The 19,714-nt window shown below is 46.9% G+C and carries 16 protein-coding genes; 8 read left to right on the forward strand and 8 right to left on the reverse strand.

Annotated features, from left to right (window positions below; all coding sequences use genetic code 11):
* Window positions 1–389 precede the first annotated feature (389 nt).
* Window positions 390–2,300: a biosynthetic arginine decarboxylase gene (gene speA / locus L4D12_RS01105; RefSeq protein ID WP_428445967.1), complete on the forward strand. Its 1,911-nt coding sequence runs from the start codon at window positions 390–392 to the stop codon at window positions 2,298–2,300.
* A 73-nt stretch (window positions 2,301–2,373) separates the two neighbouring features.
* Entirely contained in the window at window positions 2,374–3,291 is a 918-nt protein-coding gene (gene speB / locus L4D12_RS01110; protein WP_428445968.1) for an agmatinase, read from the forward strand.
* 125 nt (window positions 3,292–3,416) lie between these two features.
* Here speB and clpA read toward each other — a convergent pair whose 3' ends face one another.
* Window positions 3,417–5,681 carry an ATP-dependent Clp protease ATP-binding subunit ClpA gene (gene clpA / locus L4D12_RS01115; protein ID WP_428445969.1) on the reverse strand — a complete coding sequence of 755 codons (2,265 nt, stop codon included), beginning with the start codon at window positions 5,679–5,681 and terminating at the stop codon, window positions 3,417–3,419.
* Window positions 5,682–5,729: 48 nt separating this feature from the next.
* On the reverse strand, window positions 5,730–6,050 hold the full coding sequence (gene clpS / locus L4D12_RS01120) for an ATP-dependent Clp protease adapter ClpS (protein ID WP_428445970.1): 321 nt from the start codon (window positions 6,048–6,050) through the stop codon (window positions 5,730–5,732).
* Window positions 6,051–6,421: 371 nt separating this feature from the next.
* Between clpS and cspD the strand changes: the two genes are divergently transcribed.
* Window positions 6,422–6,643: a cold shock domain-containing protein CspD gene (cspD, locus tag L4D12_RS01125; protein ID WP_428445971.1), complete on the forward strand. Its 222-nt coding sequence runs from the start codon at window positions 6,422–6,424 to the stop codon at window positions 6,641–6,643.
* Window positions 6,644–6,912: 269 nt separating this feature from the next.
* On the opposite strand, the gene icd is transcribed toward cspD, so the two are convergent.
* Window positions 6,913–8,166: an NADP-dependent isocitrate dehydrogenase gene (icd, locus tag L4D12_RS01130; RefSeq protein ID WP_428445972.1), complete on the reverse strand. Its 1,254-nt coding sequence runs from the start codon at window positions 8,164–8,166 to the stop codon at window positions 6,913–6,915.
* A gap of 142 nt (window positions 8,167–8,308) precedes the next feature.
* Here icd and L4D12_RS01135 point away from each other — a divergent pair, with 142 nt between their 5' ends.
* From L4D12_RS01135 to L4D12_RS01155, 5 genes are all read left to right on the forward strand, one after another.
* Window positions 8,309–8,944, forward strand: a complete 636-nt coding sequence (locus L4D12_RS01135; protein WP_428445973.1) for a pseudouridine synthase — start codon at window positions 8,309–8,311, stop codon at window positions 8,942–8,944.
* 313 nt (window positions 8,945–9,257) lie between these two features.
* Window positions 9,258–10,373 carry a tRNA 2-thiouridine(34) synthase MnmA gene (gene mnmA / locus L4D12_RS01140; protein ID WP_428445974.1) on the forward strand — a complete coding sequence of 372 codons (1,116 nt, stop codon included), beginning with the start codon at window positions 9,258–9,260 and terminating at the stop codon, window positions 10,371–10,373.
* 14 nt (window positions 10,374–10,387) lie between these two features.
* Window positions 10,388–11,005 carry a high frequency lysogenization protein HflD gene (gene hflD / locus L4D12_RS01145; RefSeq protein WP_428445975.1) on the forward strand — a complete coding sequence of 206 codons (618 nt, stop codon included), beginning with the start codon at window positions 10,388–10,390 and terminating at the stop codon, window positions 11,003–11,005.
* Between the two features lie 105 nt (window positions 11,006–11,110).
* Window positions 11,111–12,478 carry an adenylosuccinate lyase gene (gene purB / locus L4D12_RS01150; protein WP_428445976.1) on the forward strand — a complete coding sequence of 456 codons (1,368 nt, stop codon included), beginning with the start codon at window positions 11,111–11,113 and terminating at the stop codon, window positions 12,476–12,478.
* A gap of 196 nt (window positions 12,479–12,674) precedes the next feature.
* A complete protein-coding gene (locus L4D12_RS01155; protein WP_428445977.1) occupies window positions 12,675–13,808 on the forward strand; it encodes a ribosomal protein uL16 3-hydroxylase in 1,134 nt (377 codons plus the stop codon).
* An 88-nt stretch (window positions 13,809–13,896) separates the two neighbouring features.
* Here L4D12_RS01155 and oppF read toward each other — a convergent pair whose 3' ends face one another.
* From oppF to L4D12_RS01180, 5 genes are all read right to left on the reverse strand, one after another.
* Complete coding sequence (gene oppF, locus L4D12_RS01160) at window positions 13,897–14,886, reverse strand: murein tripeptide/oligopeptide ABC transporter ATP binding protein OppF (protein WP_428445978.1); 990 nt, start codon at window positions 14,884–14,886, stop codon at window positions 13,897–13,899.
* Window positions 14,886–15,851, reverse strand: a complete 966-nt coding sequence (locus tag L4D12_RS01165; RefSeq protein WP_428445979.1) for an ABC transporter ATP-binding protein — start codon at window positions 15,849–15,851, stop codon at window positions 14,886–14,888. The genes oppF and L4D12_RS01165 overlap by 1 nt, the downstream gene beginning before the upstream one ends.
* A 79-nt stretch (window positions 15,852–15,930) precedes the next feature.
* On the reverse strand, window positions 15,931–16,842 hold the full coding sequence (oppC, locus tag L4D12_RS01170; RefSeq protein WP_428446130.1) for an oligopeptide ABC transporter permease OppC: 912 nt from the start codon (window positions 16,840–16,842) through the stop codon (window positions 15,931–15,933).
* 13 nt (window positions 16,843–16,855) lie between these two features.
* A complete protein-coding gene (oppB, locus tag L4D12_RS01175) occupies window positions 16,856–17,776 on the reverse strand; it encodes an oligopeptide ABC transporter permease OppB (protein ID WP_428445980.1) in 921 nt (306 codons plus the stop codon).
* A 161-nt stretch (window positions 17,777–17,937) separates the two neighbouring features.
* Entirely contained in the window at window positions 17,938–19,569 is a 1,632-nt protein-coding gene (locus tag L4D12_RS01180) for an ABC transporter substrate-binding protein (RefSeq protein ID WP_428445981.1), read from the reverse strand.
* Between the last annotated feature and the right edge of the window lie 145 nt (window positions 19,570–19,714).

Genomic DNA, 19,714 nt, shown 5'->3' on the forward strand with positions numbered 1-19,714 from the left:
CGTGGAATCTGTCTGCAGCACGGCCGTGTAGGATTGACAATGAAACCTATCGCATTCCATGATGCACTAGTGCAACTTAGCCTAGTGACCGATTGCGACACCGCAGCCAATTTCCAACCCAAATACAATACGCTAACGACGTTAACTCCTTTTGCCCGGCGCAAAAAAAGGATGTCGATAAGGCGGACGATAAGGGCTTCGTTAGCCACTTCATTGGCCTAACCCGTTTTATACAGCTGCGGAGCGAATACCGCTTCAAACCCAATGACACCTCTCCGCACGCTTGATGAGTATTATCAACTTGGTGCTTGCAGTCACAACGGCTGGGCTTTGCCACAGCAGTACCCAAACTACACTGCCAGCACCCAATCACTGATCGAGGAAAATACATGAGTGATTGGTCTATCAATGATGCACGTGACGTCTACAACACCCCTTACTGGGGACAGGGCTACTTTGACATTAACCAACAAGGTGAAGTCGTTGTAAAACCTGATAACCTTAAACCAGATAATGCTATTGCGCTATCGCAATTAGCTGATGATCTGATCGCTAAGGGTGCATCTTTGCCAGTATTGGTTCGCTTCCCTGATATTCTTCACCACCGGGTTGATAGCCTGTGTTCAACCTTTAATCAGGCCATCGAGCATTATGGTTATCAAGGTGATTACTTGGCAGTTTATCCGATTAAGGTTAATCAGCAAGAAGCGGTAGTCAGTGAAATTCTCGCCAGTCAATATGCAAAACAACAGCGCCAATTAGGACTCGAAGCGGGCAGTAAACCTGAGCTGATGGCTGTATTGGCGATGGCTCAGCAAGCCAGCTCTGTTATCGTCTGTAACGGGTATAAAGACCGCGAATATATTCGCTTAGCGCTGATCGGTGAAAAACTCGGCCACGAAGTTTTCATCGTATTAGAAAAATTATCTGAGCTACAAACCGTGATGCAAGAAGCTATCGCGCTGGGTGTAAGGCCACGATTAGGGCTGCGTGCCCGTCTTTCATCACAAGGCAAAGGTAAGTGGCAAGCCAGCGGGGGGGAAAAATCGAAATTTGGTCTGTCCGCCTCTCAGGTCATCACAGTTATTGATAAGTTGCGTGAGCATGACATGCTGGACTGCTTACAGCTTCTGCATTTCCACCTTGGCTCACAGATCGCCAATATCCGTGACGTGCGCAACGGTGTCAGCGAAGCTGGCCGTGTCTATGCGGAACTGACGAAGTTAGGTGCAGGGATCACAACGGTTGATGTCGGTGGCGGCCTAGCCGTCGATTACGAGGGAACCCGTAGCCAAAGCAGCTGCTCAATGAACTACAGCCTGCGTGAATATGCCAATAATGTGGTATATGCCATTGGTGACATCTGCAAAGAGTATGAAATCCGCATGCCGCGGATCATCTCAGAATCAGGCCGCAACCTGACCGCTCACCATGCCGTGCTGATCACAGACGTCGTCGGTGTTGAACGTTATAAACAAGAATCGGTTTACCCGCCCGAGGAATCTGCACCGCAAATCCTGCACAACATGTGGCATTCTTGGAAAGATCTAAAGGCATTGACGGATCACCGCTCATTGGTTGAGATTTATCACGATAACCAAAGCGATCTGGCTGAAGTGCACACCCAGTTTGCAATGGGGATGATCAGCTTTACCGAGCGCGCTTGGGCTGAGCAGATCAGCCTGCGTTTATGCTATGAGTTAGAGAAACGACTGTCGACCAAGAACCGCGCCCACCGTCCGTTGCTTGATGAAATGCATGAGCGACTGGCTGATAAATTCTTTGTCAACTTTTCACTGTTCCAGTCACTGCCTGATGCATGGGGTATTGATCAGGTATTCCCGGTACTGCCACTGAGCAACCTGGATAAAGCCCCTGAGCGCCGTGCCGTGATCTTAGATATCACCTGCGATTCAGACGGTGCGATCGACCAATATGTCGAAGGCCAAGGGATCGAAAGTACATTGGCCGTGCCAGCCTGGACAGATGAAGCACCTTATCGCATGGGTTTCTTCCTCGTGGGAGCCTATCAGGAAGTGCTCGGTAATATGCATAACCTGTTCGGTGATACAGATACTGCCATTGTACGCTGCTTGCCTGAAGGTGGTTATGACATTGAGCGTGTCGAGTCCGGCGACAATGTCGGTGATGTACTTCGTTACGTCCATCTCGACTCTGAGCAGTTCCTGCACCAATATGAAATGATGGTTAAGCAGCACCTGCCAATAGAGCAACATCAAGCAATCCTTGCAGAGTTAGCTGAAGGATTAAATGGCTATACTTATCTGGAAGATATCTAACAGCCGCTGATCACAACTAGGCAGCCTGAGCAGATACCGCAGGCTGTCATTAAATACGTTTTTGGAGTTAACTATGGCAACACTTGCCACGCATCCTGATTACTCGCTGTATGCCAATGCCTTCGGCTTCCTACGCCAGCCATTAGAGTTTAACCCTCAGGCCAGTAATGCCGATGTGATCATCACTGGCGTGCCTTTCGATATGGCAACCACCGGCCGCTCAGGCAGCCGCATGGGCCCAGGCGCCATTCGTCAGATATCAACCAACCTTGCTTGGGAAGGTAAACGCTGGCCTTGGTCATTCGCCCTTAGCGATAAAATCACAATGGCTGATTGCGGTGATTTAGTCTTTGACAGTGGTGATGCAGGGCAGATGTGCGAGCGATTAGAACAGCACGCCACCAGCCTGATTGAACAAGGTAAAACCCTGCTGACATTTGGCGGCGATCACTTTGTGACCCTGCCACTGCTGCGTGCTCATGCGAAAAAGTACGGCAAAATGGCATTGATCCACTTTGATGCCCATACCGATACCTATGACATGGGCAGTCAATACGACCACGGTACCATGTTCTATCATGCACCGAAGGAAGGCTTGATTGATCCTGAGCATTCCATCCAAATTGGTATCCGTACCGATCACGATAACACGCTGGGTTTCAATGTTCTGGACGCAGGCACAGCAAATGATTTGTCTGTTGAGCAAATTGTTGAGCAAATTAAACAGACCGCCGGTGATCTTCCGGTATACCTGACGTTTGATATTGACTGTCTCGACCCGGCCTACGCACCAGGAACAGGCACCCCTGTCTGTGGCGGCATAACATCGGACAAGGCGCTAAAGATCATTCGCGGCCTGCAAGGCATTAACCTGATTGGGATGGATGTGGTAGAAGTTGCACCCGCTTACGATCATGCCGACATGACGGCGCTGGCAGCGGCAACCATTGCGACTGACTTACTTCACCTATGGGCCAGCCAGCGCGATTAACCGCCTTGAGTAACGCAGACAGACCGTTTCTATCCCCGATAAAATGGATAGAAAGCAGATAAAAAATAACCGCCGAAAGGCGGTTATTTCATTTATGCAAAATGCACTGTATTGGTAATATCAGACTAGTGAGCCGGTTCCATTTCACTACTGAATTGGAAATCCAACTCATCGTTCACGATATCAACCCGTACCGAACCGCCGTTAACTAAGCAGCCGAATAACAGTTCATTAGCCATTGGTTTTTTCAGATTATCTTGGATAACACGCGCCATTGGGCGGGCACCCATCGTCTTGTCATACCCTTTATTCGACAACCATTCACGCGCGGTTGACGAGACTTCCATCGATACACCCCGTGCATCAAGCTGAGCTTGCAGCTCAACAATGAACTTGTCGACAACCAGTGAAATCACATCTTTTTCAAGGTGATTAAACCAGATAATACCATCAAGGCGATTACGGAATTCAGGGGTAAAGACACGCTTGATCTCGCCCATTGCATCCAGACTGTGATCCTGTTGGATCAGACCAATAGACTTACGTACAGTCTCAGTCACACCAGCGTTGGTTGTCATCACCAGAATAACATTACGGAAATCGGCCTTACGGCCATTGTTATCCGTCAGGGTACCGTTATCCATCACCTGCAGCAGCAAGTTAAACACATCCGGATGTGCCTTCTCGATTTCATCAAGTAAGACAACCGAATGCGGGTTTTTGATCACCGCATCAGTTAGTAAGCCACCCTGATCGTAACCCACATAACCCGGAGGCGCACCAATCAAACGGCTAACCGTATGACGCTCCATGTATTCCGACATATCAAAGCGCAACAGCTCAATACCCAGCGTACGTGCTAATTGCACAGTCACTTCTGTTTTACCGACCCCAGTAGGGCCAGCAAACAAGAAAGAACCGACAGGTTTATTATCGGCACCTAACCCGGCACGGCTAAGCTTAATCGCTTCAGTCAGTACTTCAATTGCAGGGTCTTGACCAAAGACCAGCATTTTCAGTTTACTATCTAGCTTCTGCAACACATCGCGATCACTCGACGACACTGATTTTTCCGGAATGCGTGCCATCTTAGCGATCATCGCCTCGATATCACTGACATTCACGGTTTTCTTACGTCGGCTCGCAGGCGCTAGACGACAACGGGCACCCGCTTCATCGATCACATCAATCGCTTTATCTGGCAAATGACGCTCATTAATGTATTTCGCAGACAACTCTACAGCGGCTCGGATCGCCTTGTTAGTGAAGCGAACTTCGTGGTGCGCTTCATATTTTGGCTTCAAGCCCATCAAAATCTTGGTGGTATCATCCAGTGAGGGTTCTATAACATCAATTTTCTGGAAACGGCGAGCCAACGCACGTTCTTTTTCAAAGATGTTACTGTACTCCTGATAGGTGGTTGAACCCATGCAGCGTAACTTACCATTACTCAATAAAGGCTTAATCAGGTTAGCCGCATCCACTTGACCACCAGACGCCGCACCAGCACCTATAATGGTATGAATTTCATCAATAAATAAGATGGCGTGTTCTTCTTTTTCAAGCTGTTTGAGGATCGCCTTAAAGCGCTTCTCAAAGTCACCTCGGTACTTAGTCCCCGCCAACAATGAACCAATATCAAGCGAATAAATGACGCAATCTTTGATCACATCAGGCACTTGACCTTCAACGATCCGCCAAGCGAGACCTTCCGCTATCGCGGTTTTACCCACACCCGCTTCACCCACTAGCAGCGGGTTATTTTTGCGGCGACGACACAGCACCTGAACCGTACGCTCAAGCTCGTCATCTCGACCAATTAATGGGTCAACCCCACCAGCACGCGCTAATTGGTTTAAATTTGTAGCAAAATTTTCTAATTTGTCGTCACTACTCTGCTCTGCTCGAGGCTCTTCACCACCGACATCAGGGCCGTTCAAATCATCATTGTCACTGTCTTTAACCGTACCGTGAGAAATAAAATTAACCACATCAAGGCGGCTAATATCACTTTTCTTCAGTAAATACGCTGCGTGGGATTCCTGTTCACTAAAAATCGCCACCAGCACATTTGCGCCAGTCACTTCACTACGACCAGATGATTGAACGTGGAAAACTGCGCGTTGTAATACACGCTGGAAGCTGAGTGTAGGCTGGGTTTCTCTGCTTTCATCGTCCGCAGGGATCAACGGTGTGGTTTGTTCGATGAATGAGTCGAGCTCTTTACGCAATGTGTCTAAATCAGCACGGCAAGCTTGTAAAGCTTCCTGGGCAGCTGCATTTTCCAATAGCGCCAACAACAGGTGTTCCACTGTCATAAATTCATGGCGCTTCTCTCTTGCCCGTGCAAATGCAGCGTTCAAGCTAGCTTCAAGTTCTTTATTTAGCATAAGGCACCTCCCCTAAATACCACTCAATGATGGCGTGCCGGAAAAGGGTTAAGCCTTTTCCATCGTACACAGTAGCGGATGTTCATGCTCCCTTGCATGCATCATCACCTGAGCTACTTTTGTTTCAGCAACCTCGGCAGTGAAGGTTCCACAAACTGCTTTTCCTTCATAATGCACAGTTAGCATCAACTGTGTTGATTTCTCCAGATCCATGGAGAAGAACTTCTGTAACACTTCTATCACAAAATCCATCGGTGTGTAATCATCATTATTCAAAATTACTTTATACATCGATGGTGGTTTTACCTGGATTTCCTCTTTTTCCAAGACATCGGAGTCAGGGACAATCCATTCATATAACTTACTCATAACCTTAACTTACCAATACGATAGGAATAGTCCATCAATAAACAATGACTTAACTTAACATCACCCCTAATTGATGAATTTGACCACAGTTTCCTACCTCTATATTCAGACTAATGCACACATTGTATTCCAGCAAATTTGAGATGACTATGACAAAGACGACAATACGAGGCCCCGACACTCAAAAATTAATTCATTGCAGCATTATATGAAAATGTTAGCACATGCACTTGACTACCCATAACTTTTTACTAAAGTGTAACTTGTAGTGGATGCAAACTGCATCAAATTAGCATTAGTATGCAAGTCATGTTAAAAAGGGTGAGTAATTTACTACAAAATGGAACTTGAATGCACAGAAGGATGTAAGCATGGCAACAGGTACAGTTAAATGGTTCAATAACGCAAAAGGTTTTGGCTTTATTTGCCCGGAAGCTGGAGAAGGTGATATTTTCGCACACTACTCGACTATCCAGATGGATGGATATCGTACGCTTAAAGCAGGCCAGCAAGTCAACTATACCATTGAGACGGGTCCAAAAGGGTTCCATGCAAAGGAAATCATTCCCGTTGAAGGTGACATCGCAAAATAGCGTTCAGCACGCAACGGTCTTTTTAAGGCGAGTAGATACTCGCCTTTCCTAGTAATCATCGCCACCGCCTTCATCAACATCGATCTTTACATCATTCTTTAGTATTCCCACCTTACTGTTAAATGAATAATTAATGCATAAATTATTCCGTTCAAAAAAACACAACAAATCAAAATTCCAACAATTTATTTACTGAGTATCTTAGCGCCAATAAAAAACCCGGCTACAGATAGCCGGGTTTTTACAATGTTGAATCAATGATGAGTGTGTTACATATGCTCAATCATATCGTCAGCAAACTCAGAACACTTACGCAATTTAGCCCCTTCCATCTGGCGCTCAAAATCGTAAGTCACCGTCTTATTACTAATTGCAGATTCCATTGCACTAATAATCAGATCAGCGGCTTCAGTCCAGCCTAAGTGACGAAGCATCATTTCTGCAGATAGAATCAACGAACCAGGATTGACTTTATCCTGACCCGCATATTTAGGAGCAGTACCGTGGGTTGCTTCAAACAACGCAACACCGTCACCAATGTTGGCACCCGGTGCAATACCAATACCACCAACCTGTGCCGCTAACGCATCAGAAACATAATCGCCATTCAGGTTCATGGTCGCGATAACGTCATATTCAGCCGGGCGTAACAGAATTTGCTGCAAGAATGCATCCGCGATACTGTCTTTAATAATGATCTCTTTACCCGTATTCGGGTTTTTGAGTGTCATCCATGGGCCACCATCCAACAGCTCAGCACCGAATTCTTGTGCGGCAACGTCATAACCCCAATCTTTGAAGGCACCTTCAGTGAACTTCATGATATTACCTTTATGCACCAAGGTCAGAGAGTCACGATCATTATCAATGGTGTACTGAAGGGCAGCGCGGATCAGACGCTTAGTGCCTTCTTCGGAGACTGGCTTGATACCAATACCGCACTGCTGCGGGAAGCGAATTTTCGTGGCACCCATTTCGTCTTGCAGAAACTTGATAACTTTATCGGCTTCTTCCGTACCGGCTTTAAACTCAACACCGGCATAAATATCTTCAGAATTTTCACGGTAGATAACCATATCAGTCAATTCTGGCTGCTTCAGTGGACTTGGCACGCCATCGAAGTAACGGACTGGACGGACACAAATATAAAGATCTAACTCTTGGCGCAAAGCAACGTTCAATGAACGAATACCCCCACCGACAGGGGTTGTTAGAGGGCCTTTTATGGCAACTTTGTATTCACGAATAAAATCTAACGTCTCTTGCGGTAGCCAGGCATCTTCACCATAAACCTGAGTTGATTTTTCACCGGTGTAGATTTCCATCCAAGCAATTTTACGGTCACCCGCATACGCTTTGCTGACCGCCGCATCGACGACTTTAATCATGGCAGGGCTTACATCAACGCCAATACCATCACCTTCAATGTAAGGGATGACAGGGTTGTTAGGAACGACCAGTTTACCTTCAGAGTCCAGGGTGATTTTCTGACCTTCGGCTGGCACAACTACTTTACTATCCATTTTAATCTCCTAGCGTCCATTTGTTATCTTTTTGTAAGATGCGCGCAAATCATACTTGAAATTTTATCGATACGCCACTCACGTTATTTTTCGCGTATAATAGGTCTGTCATTTTACTCATCCCTTTTACTACACGCTATTTATGAATCCAAACACCGCTTTACGTCAACCCAAACATGCTAATAATGAGCGTCGCTCATCAAGAAAGCAGACCAAGCCTCGTCGTCCTCGCGGACCACAAAAGATCATTTTATTTAACAAACCCTTCAACGTCCTCACTCAATTTACCGGTGAGCCGGGCGATCAAACCCTGTCTGATTTCATCCCAGTCAAAGATGTCTACCCTGCGGGCCGACTGGATAAAGACAGTGAAGGTTTGCTCGTATTGACGAATGACGGTGTCTTACAGGCTCGCCTGACCCAACCTTGTTCTAAACAACCCAAAACCTACTGGGTGCAAGTAGAGGGTAATCCGACCGATGCTGATTTAGACTACTTACGACAAGGTGTTGAATTAAAAGACGGCATGACTCTGCCAGCAGGTGTTGAACGCATGGAAGAGCCTGCAATCTGGGATCGGATCCCTCCTATTCGTGAGCGTAAGAACATCCCGACCACTTGGATCGCACTTACCCTTCGCGAAGGGCGCAATCGCCAAGTCCGTCGCATGACCGCCCATATAGGCTTTCCAACCCTGCGATTGATCCGCTTCCAAATGGCAGACTGGACCGTTGAAGGGCTCGCGCCTGGCGAATGGAAAGAGATCACTCTCGGCTAATTTGATATAAGAGCTGATCGCGATACGCCGTTATCGCGATCAGTCTTTTCCTCTGCTTTCATTTCCCATGACTACCACACGACCAAAATCCACGTATTGGTGTTTTTTGTCACTTAGAAAAGAAAATAGCTACACATTTCAATCGTGCTCAACTATGATTGCCGCAGAAAAGCAAACGTTTGCGTTGGCGATGTGTTCACCACAAATTCGTATCAGTTAAATTATTAAAGTGTGATTCGGCTCTCGTGCTGTTTCGATAAAAAGCTTTCTGTTAGAATTACGCTCTTAACTCTATTAATGACTGAAGAGAAATATGTCAGATAACAGCCAGAAAAAAGTCATTGTCGGCATGTCCGGCGGCGTTGATTCCTCTGTCTCCGCATACCTCCTACTTCAACAGGGCTATCAAGTTGAAGGCCTGTTCATGAAGAACTGGGAAGAGGACGATAACGATGAGTACTGCTCAGCGGCAGAAGACCTCGCAGATGCCCAAGCGGTATGTGACAAACTGGGTATTACTCTGCATACCATTAACTTTGCGGCTGAATACTGGGATAACGTTTTTGAGTATTTTCTTGCAGAGTACAAAGCGGGTCGTACCCCAAACCCAGACATCCTTTGCAACAAAGAAATCAAATTCAAAGCGTTTTTGGAGTTTGCTGACGAAGTACTGGAAGCCGATTATATTGCCATGGGTCACTATACCCGTCGCAGCTTCCCGACAGCTGAAGGCGAGACACCTCAAATGCTGCGCGGTATCGACAACAATAAAGATCAGAGTTACTTCCTGTACACCCTAAGCCACGAGCAAATTGCCCGTAGCTTATTCCCTGTCGGTGAACTGGAAAAACCAGAAGTTCGTCGTATCGCAGAAGAGCAAGGGCTGATCACCGCGAAGAAAAAAGATTCTACCGGTATCTGTTTTATCGGTGAGCGTAAGTTCACCGAGTTTCTAAGCAAATACCTACCTGCGCAACCGGGTAAGATTGAAGTTGCAGATGATGGTAGCGTTATTGGCGAACACCAAGGGTTGATGTATCACACCTTAGGTCAGCGTAAAGGCCTGCACATTGGTGGTCAAAAAGGCGGAAACGGCCATGAAGACGCATGGTACGTGGTAGACAAAGACGTTGAGCGTAACGTATTGATCGTCGGCCAAGGTAAAGATCACCCTCGCCTGAAGTCAGAAGGATTGATCGCGGCCCAGCTGCATTGGGTAGACCGTCAACCAATTCGTGAACCACTACAATGCACGGTTAAGACCCGCTATCGCCAGCAAGATATTCCATGCACCATCATCCCTATTGATGATGAAACCATCAAAGTTATCTTTGATGAACCGCAAATCGCGGTAACCCCTGGTCAGTCAGCCGTTTTCTATAACGGTGAAATCTGCATGGGTGGCGGTATTATCGAGAAGCGTATCTAAGGGAGCAGAGGCACGTGGCACACACTGTATATGACCGTACTATCGCATTCGCCGGCATCTGCCAGGCGATAAAGCTTGTTCAGAAAATAGCCCGTGATGGCCATTGCGACAATGATGCACTTGAAGCCAGCTTAAACAGTATCATTGTTACAAATCCGTCAAATACCATTGAAATTTACGGTAACGAAGCCAATCTACGGATAGGACTTGAAGTGTTGGCGGCTGAAATCGACAACACACCGTCAGGTAACGATATGACCCGCTATCTGGTCAGTGTGATGGCTCTGGAGCGTAAGCTGGCCAGTCGCCGTGACTGTATGCAGCAACTTGGCGATCGTATCGAAACGACTAAGCGCCAAATCGGACATTTTGAATTACTGGAAGATCAGATGCTCAGCAACCTTGCTAGCATCTATCTCGATATCATCAGTCCACTCGGCCCGCGTATTCAGGTCACTGGTACCCCAGCACACCTACAGCAGCAAAGTGTGCAGCATAAAGTGCGTGCCCTACTCCTCGCCGCCATTCGCTCCGCAGTACTGTGGCGCCAAGTAGGCGGTAAACGTCGCCACTTGATTTTTGGCCGCAAGCAAATGGTCGAGCAGGCAAAAATCCTGTTAGCCCGTCGCTAATTTATTCGTGCCGGTTATACCGGCACTCTTTTATTCTTCCGGCACCTTTCGCTGGGTAGAACGTTACACCTTGTTTTAATTATAATTTAATCAGGAGAGATCAACATGGAACTGTCAGCATTGACTGCTGTTTCCCCAGTAGATGGCCGCTACGGTAGTAAAACCAGTGTGCTACGCAGCATCTTCAGTGAATATGGTTTACTGAAATACCGCACTATCGTTGAGATCCGCTGGCTACAGAAGCTAGCCGCTACTGATGCTATCGTGGAAGTCCCTGCGTTCAGCGACGAAGCCAATGCTTTCCTAGATCGTATTGCTGCTGAATTCAGTGAAGAGGATGCGCTACGTATCAAAACGATTGAGCGCACAACAAACCACGATGTAAAAGCTGTTGAATACTTCCTGAAAGAAAAAGTGGCTGAACTCCCTGAGTTACACGCCGTGAATGAGTTTATTCACTTCGCTTGTACCTCTGAAGATATCAACAACCTGTCTCACGCTCTGATGCTAACAGAAGCGCGTGAAAGCGTTATGCTGCCAGAAGTTCGCAACGTTATTGATGCGATTAAAGGCTTAGCAAACGAATACCGTGAAGTGCCACTGCTTACCCGTACACACGGCCAGCCTGCATCCCCATCAACCATGGGTAAAGAAATGGCGAACGTGGCGTACCGTATGGAGCGTCAATTTAAGCAGATCGAAAACGTTGAAATTTTAGGTAAGATCAACGGTGCAGTTGGTAACTACAACGCACATATCTCGGCTTACCCTGACATCGACTGGCACCAGTACAGTGAAGAGTTCGTGACCTCTTTAGGTATTACTTGGAATCCGTACACAACCCAGATTGAACCACACGATTACATTGCCGAGCTATTTGATGCCTTTGCCCGCTTCAATACTATTCTACTCGACTTTGACCGTGACGTTTGGGGCTACATTGCCCTGGGCCACTTCAAGCAGAAGACCATTGCAGGCGAAATCGGTTCATCGACCATGCCGCATAAAGTCAACCCAATCGACTTTGAAAACTCTGAAGGCAACCTTGGCCTAGCCAACGCTATCTTCAGCCATCTGGCACAGAAACTACCTGTTTCTCGCTGGCAGCGTGACCTGACAGACTCAACCGTACTGCGTAACCTTGGTGTAGGCTGTGGCTATGCAATCATTGCTTATACCTCTACCCTAAAAGGCATCAGCAAGTTAGAAGTGAATCAGGGAGCGCTTGAAGCTGAGCTCGATCGTAACTGGGAAGTACTGGCTGAACCAGTCCAAACCGTTATGCGTCGCTACGGTATTGAAAAGCCTTACGAGAAGCTTAAAGAGCTAACACGTGGTAAGCGTGTCGACGGTGAAGGTATGCGCACATTCATTGATGGTCTTGAGCTTCCAGAGCACGAGAAAGCCCGTCTTAAAGAAATGACGCCAGCAAACTACATCGGTGATGCAATTAAGCTAACTGATAAACTGTAATTACCTTTATTACAACCAGTTACTATACTACGTCCAAGGCCAGCATCTCGCTGGCCTTTTGCCATTTACGATAATCATCGCCCCGCATTAAGCGTACTAAGCTCACTCAGAATCCAGCCTTTTAAGGGAACTTGGGTATACTGGTGAAATAGCAGGTATAATCTTCCAAGAATAGTCAGCCACATAAGCCAATTATATGTATCAATTTAGCTTCTCATTTGATGAGTTCCTTGCCCAATACTGGCAAAAGAAACCGACCATTATCAAAGGTGGCTTCAAGGATTTTATTGATCCAATCAGCCCCGATGAACTTGCCGGTCTGGCCATGGAAGAAGAAATCGACTCACGCTATATCGCCAAGCACGGTAGCGAATGGGATGTCCGCCACGGACCGTTACACTTTGATAATGTACCGGAAGATAACTGGTCTTTCATTGTTCAAGCCGTTAACCACTGGCATGAAGGTGCCGCACAGTTAGTCACCCCTTTTCGCCAACTGCCTAACTGGCTGTTTGATGATTTGATGATCAGCTACTCCACCCCAGGTGGCGGTGTGGGCCCTCATATTGATCAGTATGATGTGTTCATCATTCAAGGTTCCGGCAAACGTCACTGGCGTGTAGGGCCAAAGAAAGATGATTATGAAGAAGAGTTTAGTCATCCGGCACTGCGTCAGATCAAGGGCTTTGATCCTATCATTGATGATATTTTAGAACCCGGCGATATTTTATATATTCCGCCAGGCTTCCCACACGATGGCTATGCCATTGAAACCTCGATGAGTTTTTCTGTGGGTTTTCGTTCACCGAAAAAACAAGAGTTGCTCAGCAGTTTTGCCGACTACGTAATTGCCAACGAAATCGGTGATGTACACTACCATAACCCGGATTTGCCCGCGCGTAATGAAAGTGGTGCGATTATGCCTAACGAGCTTGCTGACATGGAAGCCATGATGCGTAGCCTGCTCGATCATCCACAAGTCATGAAAGAGTGGTTAGGTGAGCACCTTAGCAACAGCCGCCATGAACTGGATATCATTACAGCCGAACCACCATGGCAGAATGCTGAAGTTTATCAGTTTCTTGAAAATGGTGAAGCCATCAAGCGACTCGGCGGGTTGCGGGCATTCTACTACCCCGATCAGCCTCATGTGCTGTATATCAACGGTGAACGTTACGAGTTACCGCAAGAATGCAGCATTGCTGGTCGTTACCTCTGTGATGAAGAAGCCATCACTCGAGATGCATTAGGTAAGTTACTCGACCACCCCGCCTTCATCGATTTGCTGACTCAGCTTGTCAATCAAGGCTATTGGTACCCAGCCGAATAATTTTCCGTTTCGATTCGCCATCTAAAAAAAGCGCGGTGATAACTACAGTCAGTTAACTCCGCGCTTAAAAGCCTGTCACAGGCTTAAATTAGTGGGCGTGCAAACAAGATACCGCATGAACGTCACTGCCTTGCAACTGAGGTTTCTTCTCCGCACACACCTGTGTGGCAATCGGGCACCGTGTTCTGAATACACAACCTGATGGCGGGCTCATTGGTGACGGTAGTTCCCCTTCAAGGAGCTCAATCTGTTTATTCCGCTCCAATTCAGGATCAGGAATTGGCACGGCAGACATCAACGCCTTGGTGTAAGGGTGTTTCGGCTCACTGAATAAGGCTTCGGCCTCGCCCATCTCCACGGAATTACCCAAATACATCACCAGCACACGATCTGAAATATGTTTTACGACAGACAGGTCATGCGCAATAAAGATCAAGCTCAATCCCATTTCTTTCTGCAGTGACTTCAATAGATTGACAACCTGCGCCTGAATCGACACATCCAGCGCTGAAACTGGCTCATCACAAATGATCAGCTTTGGCTTCAAAATAAGCGCGCGAGCGATACCGATACGCTGACACTGCCCACCTGAAAACTCATGAGGATAACGGTTGATCACGTTAGGCAGCAGACCCACCTTGGTCATCATCGCCCTGACTTGCTCTTTCACTTCGTCAGCCGTCAAATCGGGGAAATACGCCTTTAGCGGCTCAGCAATAATTTCGCCTACCGTCATTCGAGGATTCAAGGACGCCAGTGGGTCCTGAAAAATCATCTGAATGTCTTTGCGTTTTTCATGCATCGCTTTATGGCTGAGCTTAGTAAGATCTTGCCCCAGCCACACGACGCTGCCTTCCGTAGCCTCAACCAAGCCAATGATGGCACGAGCAAAGGTGGATTTACCGCAACCCGATTCGCCAACGACACCCAGCGTTTCCCCTTCATACAGGCGAATACCAACACCATCAACCGCCTTTAGCATCAGCGGTTTTGTCCATGGCCAGGCTGATTTTTTTGCGATATTAAAATGTACTTTCAAGTCATTAATATCTAAAAGAAGATTTTTTTGTGCTGCCATTACCACGTCCCCACATCAGAAAAACAAGCGCGTAAACGTCCTTCCGTAAACGCTTTCAATGCTGGTGCCTCCTGTGAGCAACGAGGGCTCACCCGATGACAACGCTCCTGATAAGGACAGCCAACCGGTAAATGCAGCAAATTCGGTGGATTACCTGGAATCGTCGGTAACTCTTCACTGTCGGTATCCAGCCGCGGGATCGCTTTCAGTAGACCTTCGGTGTAAGGGTGCGATGGCTGGTAGAAAATTTCATCAATCTTACCGTATTCCATCGTCCGCCCTGCATACATCACCAGTACCTTGTCACAACTTCCTGCAACCACACCCAGATCGTGAGTGATCATAATGATCGCGGTATTAAAGTCTCGCTTTAACTCATTGAGCAGATCCATGATCTGCGCCTGAACGGTCACATCCAATGCTGTTGTTGGTTCATCGGCGATCAGTAGTTTGGGTCGACACAGGAGTGCCATTGCGATCATAACGCGCTGACGCATCCCACCAGAGAACTCATGTGGATACATACTAATGCGCTTTCTCGCTTCCGGAATTTTAACCGCATCCAACATTCGGACGCTTTCTTCAAACGCTTCCGCTTTCCCCATCCCTTTATGCAACATAAGCACTTCCATTAGCTGATCACTCACCTTCATATAAGGGTTCAGCGAGGTCATGGGATCTTGGAAAATCATGGCGATTTGCTCGGCACGAATACGGTTAAGCTCTTTTTCTGGCAAATTGAGGATCTCGCGCCCTTCAAATTTCGCACTGCCTTTGATCACACCGTTTTTTGCCAACAGTCCCATAATGGCAAAAACCGTCTGGCTCTTACCCGAACCTGATTCACCGACAATACCCAATGTTTCCCCTTGATTCAGAGTGAAGTTCAGATCGTTTACCGCGGTAACAATGCCGTCTTGGGTTTTGAATTCGACGCGAAGATCTTTGACATCTAATAAGCTCATACTACTTCCTTTTCACTTTTCGCTTCAGCTCACTCAGGCTTACATCCCCGTCACAGCAAGCTGAAGTTCGTCTTATTTGTTATCTGTCTTTTGGATCCAGTGCGTCACGCAAACCGTCACCCACATAGTTAAAGCAGAATAGCGTAACCACCATAAAGGCGGCGGGGAACAAGAGCTGCCAAATCGCCACTTCCATGGTTTGCGACCCCTCTTGCAATAATGCCCCCCAGCTGGTCATGGGTTCTTGTACCCCTAGACCTAAAAAGCTCAAAAACGATTCGGTCAAGATCATTGATGGCACCAATAGGGTCGAATACACCGCAACAATGCCTAGTACATTAGGCACAATATGTCGGGTAATAATGCGCCACTGGCTCACACCGGATACCTGTGCAGCCTCAATAAATTCTTTGCTGCGAAGTGACAGCGTTTGTCCACGAACAATACGCGCCATATCCAGCCAGGATATCGCCCCTATCGCGACAAAGATCAGCATAATATTACGACCAAAAACGGTCACCAATACAATCACGAAGAACATGAAGGGAATCGAATAGAGGATCTCAAGAATACGCATCATGATCCGATCGGTACGTCCACCGATAAAGCCTGAAGCCGCACCGTACAGCGTCCCGATCACAACCGCCACCAAGGCGCCCATGATACCGACCATCAGCGAAATACGTCCCCCGACCAACGTACGGGTATACAGATCACGCCCTAGGCTATCCGTACCGAAAAGATGTCCCTCAGGCCCAAAACTCGGCGCCGCATGGAGCGCATACCAATCAGTATCATCAAAGGCATAACTACTGAACATGGGTCCAAACACTACCGCCAAAGTGATCAGCGATAGAATAGCCAAACTCACCATCGCGGCTTTGTTACGCATAAAACGGATACGCGCGTCTTGCCATAAACTACGGCCTTCAATTTCCAACTGCTCTGAAAAATTTTCTACGGCCTTCACATTCTCTTTTTTTGTCAGCATCATCTGTCGGCCCTTAATAACGAATTTTCGGATCAATGTACGCCAAGACAATATCAACCACGGCGTTGAAGATAATGGTCAAGGAGCCAATCAAAATCGTGATCCCCAATACCAGCGAATAATCACGATTAAAGGCGGCATTCACAAACAACTTACCGATCCCGGGCAAACCGAAGATGGTTTCAATAACAACAGAGCCGGTAATGATCCCGACAAACGCAGGGCCCATGTATGACACGACAGGGAGCATCGCTGGCTTGAGCGCATGCTTAACGATGATATACGGATAACTCAAACCTTTGGCTCTAGCAGTGCGAATGAAATTACTGTTGAGCGTTTCTATCATACTTGCCCGCGTGATACGTGCGAATGTCGCCACATACAACAGTGACATTCCCATCATCGGCAGCAGCATGTATTTCAATGAGCCATCATTCCAGCCCCCGGCGGGTAGCCAGCCAAGGTTAATAGAGAAGATATAAATCAATACGGGTGCCAATATAAACGAGGGCATCACGACCCCCGCCATGGCGGTAGACATAATGGTGTAATCTATCCAGCTGTTTTGCTTCAAGGCGGCAATTGTGCCGACCCCCACCCCCATCACCAATGCAAAAATGAAGGCAAAAAAGCCAATTTTTGCCGAAACAGGCAATGCTTTAGACACCAACTCATTCACGGTAAAATCTTTGTATTTAAACGAAGGGCCAAAGTCACCCTGAACGATATTCCCCAAGTAGGTGGTATATTGCTCAAATACGGGCTTATCCAGGCCATACTTAGCCTCAATGTTCGCCATCACTTCAGGAGGAAGTGGGCGATCACTGGAAAATGGATTGCCTGGCGCGAAACGCATCAGGAAAAAGGATATTGTGATTAACACCAACAAGGTTGGTATCGCTTCAAAAATCCGTTTTGCGATGAATTTAATCATAAACTCCACCGTTCTTTAATCTGTGACAGTTAATACCAATTTAAATAAGTATGCAGACACGCGACTTATCTAAATTAGCCAATAATGTGCAGGCCAAAATAGCCATAGAGGGCACTGCTCCCATCCTGAAAGCAGTGCTAATAAAGGAGTGTCTCTAATTATTATTTAGCAATGATATAAAGATCTTTACTAAAGATATTATCTTCCGGGTTATTAACCGGATAGCCACCAAGTAGTGGATTCACCAAACGTGCATTAACGTAATGGTAAATTGGCATTATCGGCATATCTTTCGCAAGCATAGCTTCATTGGTTTTGTAAGCCTGTGCACGATCAGCGTCAGAAGCGGCGGTTAGTGCTTTATCTAACTGACTATCGTAATCTTTATTGGCATATTTTGGATAGTTCTGAGAATGACCATCTCGCATAATGGCGAGGAAGGTTGAGGCTTCGTTATAATCACCACACCATCCGGCCCGTGAAACATCGAAGTTCCCCTGACGTTTACTGTCAAGGTAACTCTTCCACTCTTGGTTCTCCAACACGGCGGTCACACCCAGTGATTTTTTCCACATTGACGCAATGGCAACTGCGATTTTCTTATGGTTTTCACTGGTGTTATACAGCAAGTCGAACTGTAGTGGATTATCTTTGCCATAGCCGGCCTCTTCTAGCAATGCCTGCGCCTTCGCCACACGCTCTTTTTGCGTCAGCTTTGAATAATCAGGCATTTCAACATCCAGGCCATTGGTTGCCAACGGCGTGAAATTATAAGCAGGGGTTTCACCTTTACCCACGATAAACTTCGCGATCACATCACGGTCGATAGCGTAAGAGAGTGCTTTACGGACTTTCTCGTCGTTAAACGGCGCCTTAGCGGTGTTGAATTCATAATAATATGAACATAAATACGGTGTCACTTTCACATCATCTGGCTGCTGCTTCACCAAACGCTTGAAATGTTCATTTGGCATTTCGTAAGTAACGTCCACTTCCCCCGCTAGGAAGCGGTTCATCTCTGCCACTTGGTTTTCAATCGGCAGATAAGTCACTTTGGTCAGAACCGTTTTGCTATTGTCCCAATAATACTTATTCGGGACCAGAACAATGCGCTCGTTAACCACCCACTTATCTAGCTGGAATGCACCATTCCCTACGTATGTCTCAGCACTCGTCCACTTATCACCATACTTTTCAACCACTTTCTGGTTAACGGGTTTCATTGAGGTATGGACAGTCATCGCCACAAAATATGGAACGGGTTTTTCAAGCGTCACTTTCAGGGTATGGGCATCGATCGCTTCCGCACCCAATGTATCAGGTGACTTTTTACCGAGAATAATGTCTCCAGCATTGGCCATCGTGGTCATGTCAAGGTAAGAGGCATAAGGTGAACCGGTTTTAGGATCCGCTAAACGCTGCCAGGTATACACAAAATCACTGGCAAGTACGGGATCACCGTTCGACCATTTTGCATCTTCACGTAAGTGGAAAATCCAGGTTTTGTTATCTTTGGTTTCCCAAGATTTAGCCACACCTCCGACCAAATTACCGTCGCCGTCTTGGTTTACCAAGCCTTCCAGTAAGTCACGAATAATATTTGACTCAGGTACGCCTGATACTCTTTGCGGGTCTAACGATTCAACTTCAGTGCCATTACCACGGACTAATTCTTGTGTCGCTGAAAGCGTTACGCCCTCAGGAACTGTTGCTGCAATAGTGGAAAAAGATGTGGCAGCAACGGTGAGGCCAGCTCCAAAAAGTATGGCCTGGGTGATTTTATTCTTATACATGCATTAACTCCAATACATCATCTAATACGTCCTTGAGGTTCTCCAGCTGTGCACGCAGCAACCGATATTCGTCTCGTTAATCCTAAACAATACAAATAAAACCGAAGAATTGGTCAAAACACTATCAGGAATTGAAGCTTCTTGC

The sequence above is a fragment of the Photobacterium nomapromontoriensis genome (assembly GCF_050336815.1).
In the GTDB taxonomy this organism is placed as follows: domain Bacteria; phylum Pseudomonadota; class Gammaproteobacteria; order Enterobacterales; family Vibrionaceae; genus Photobacterium; species Photobacterium nomapromontoriensis.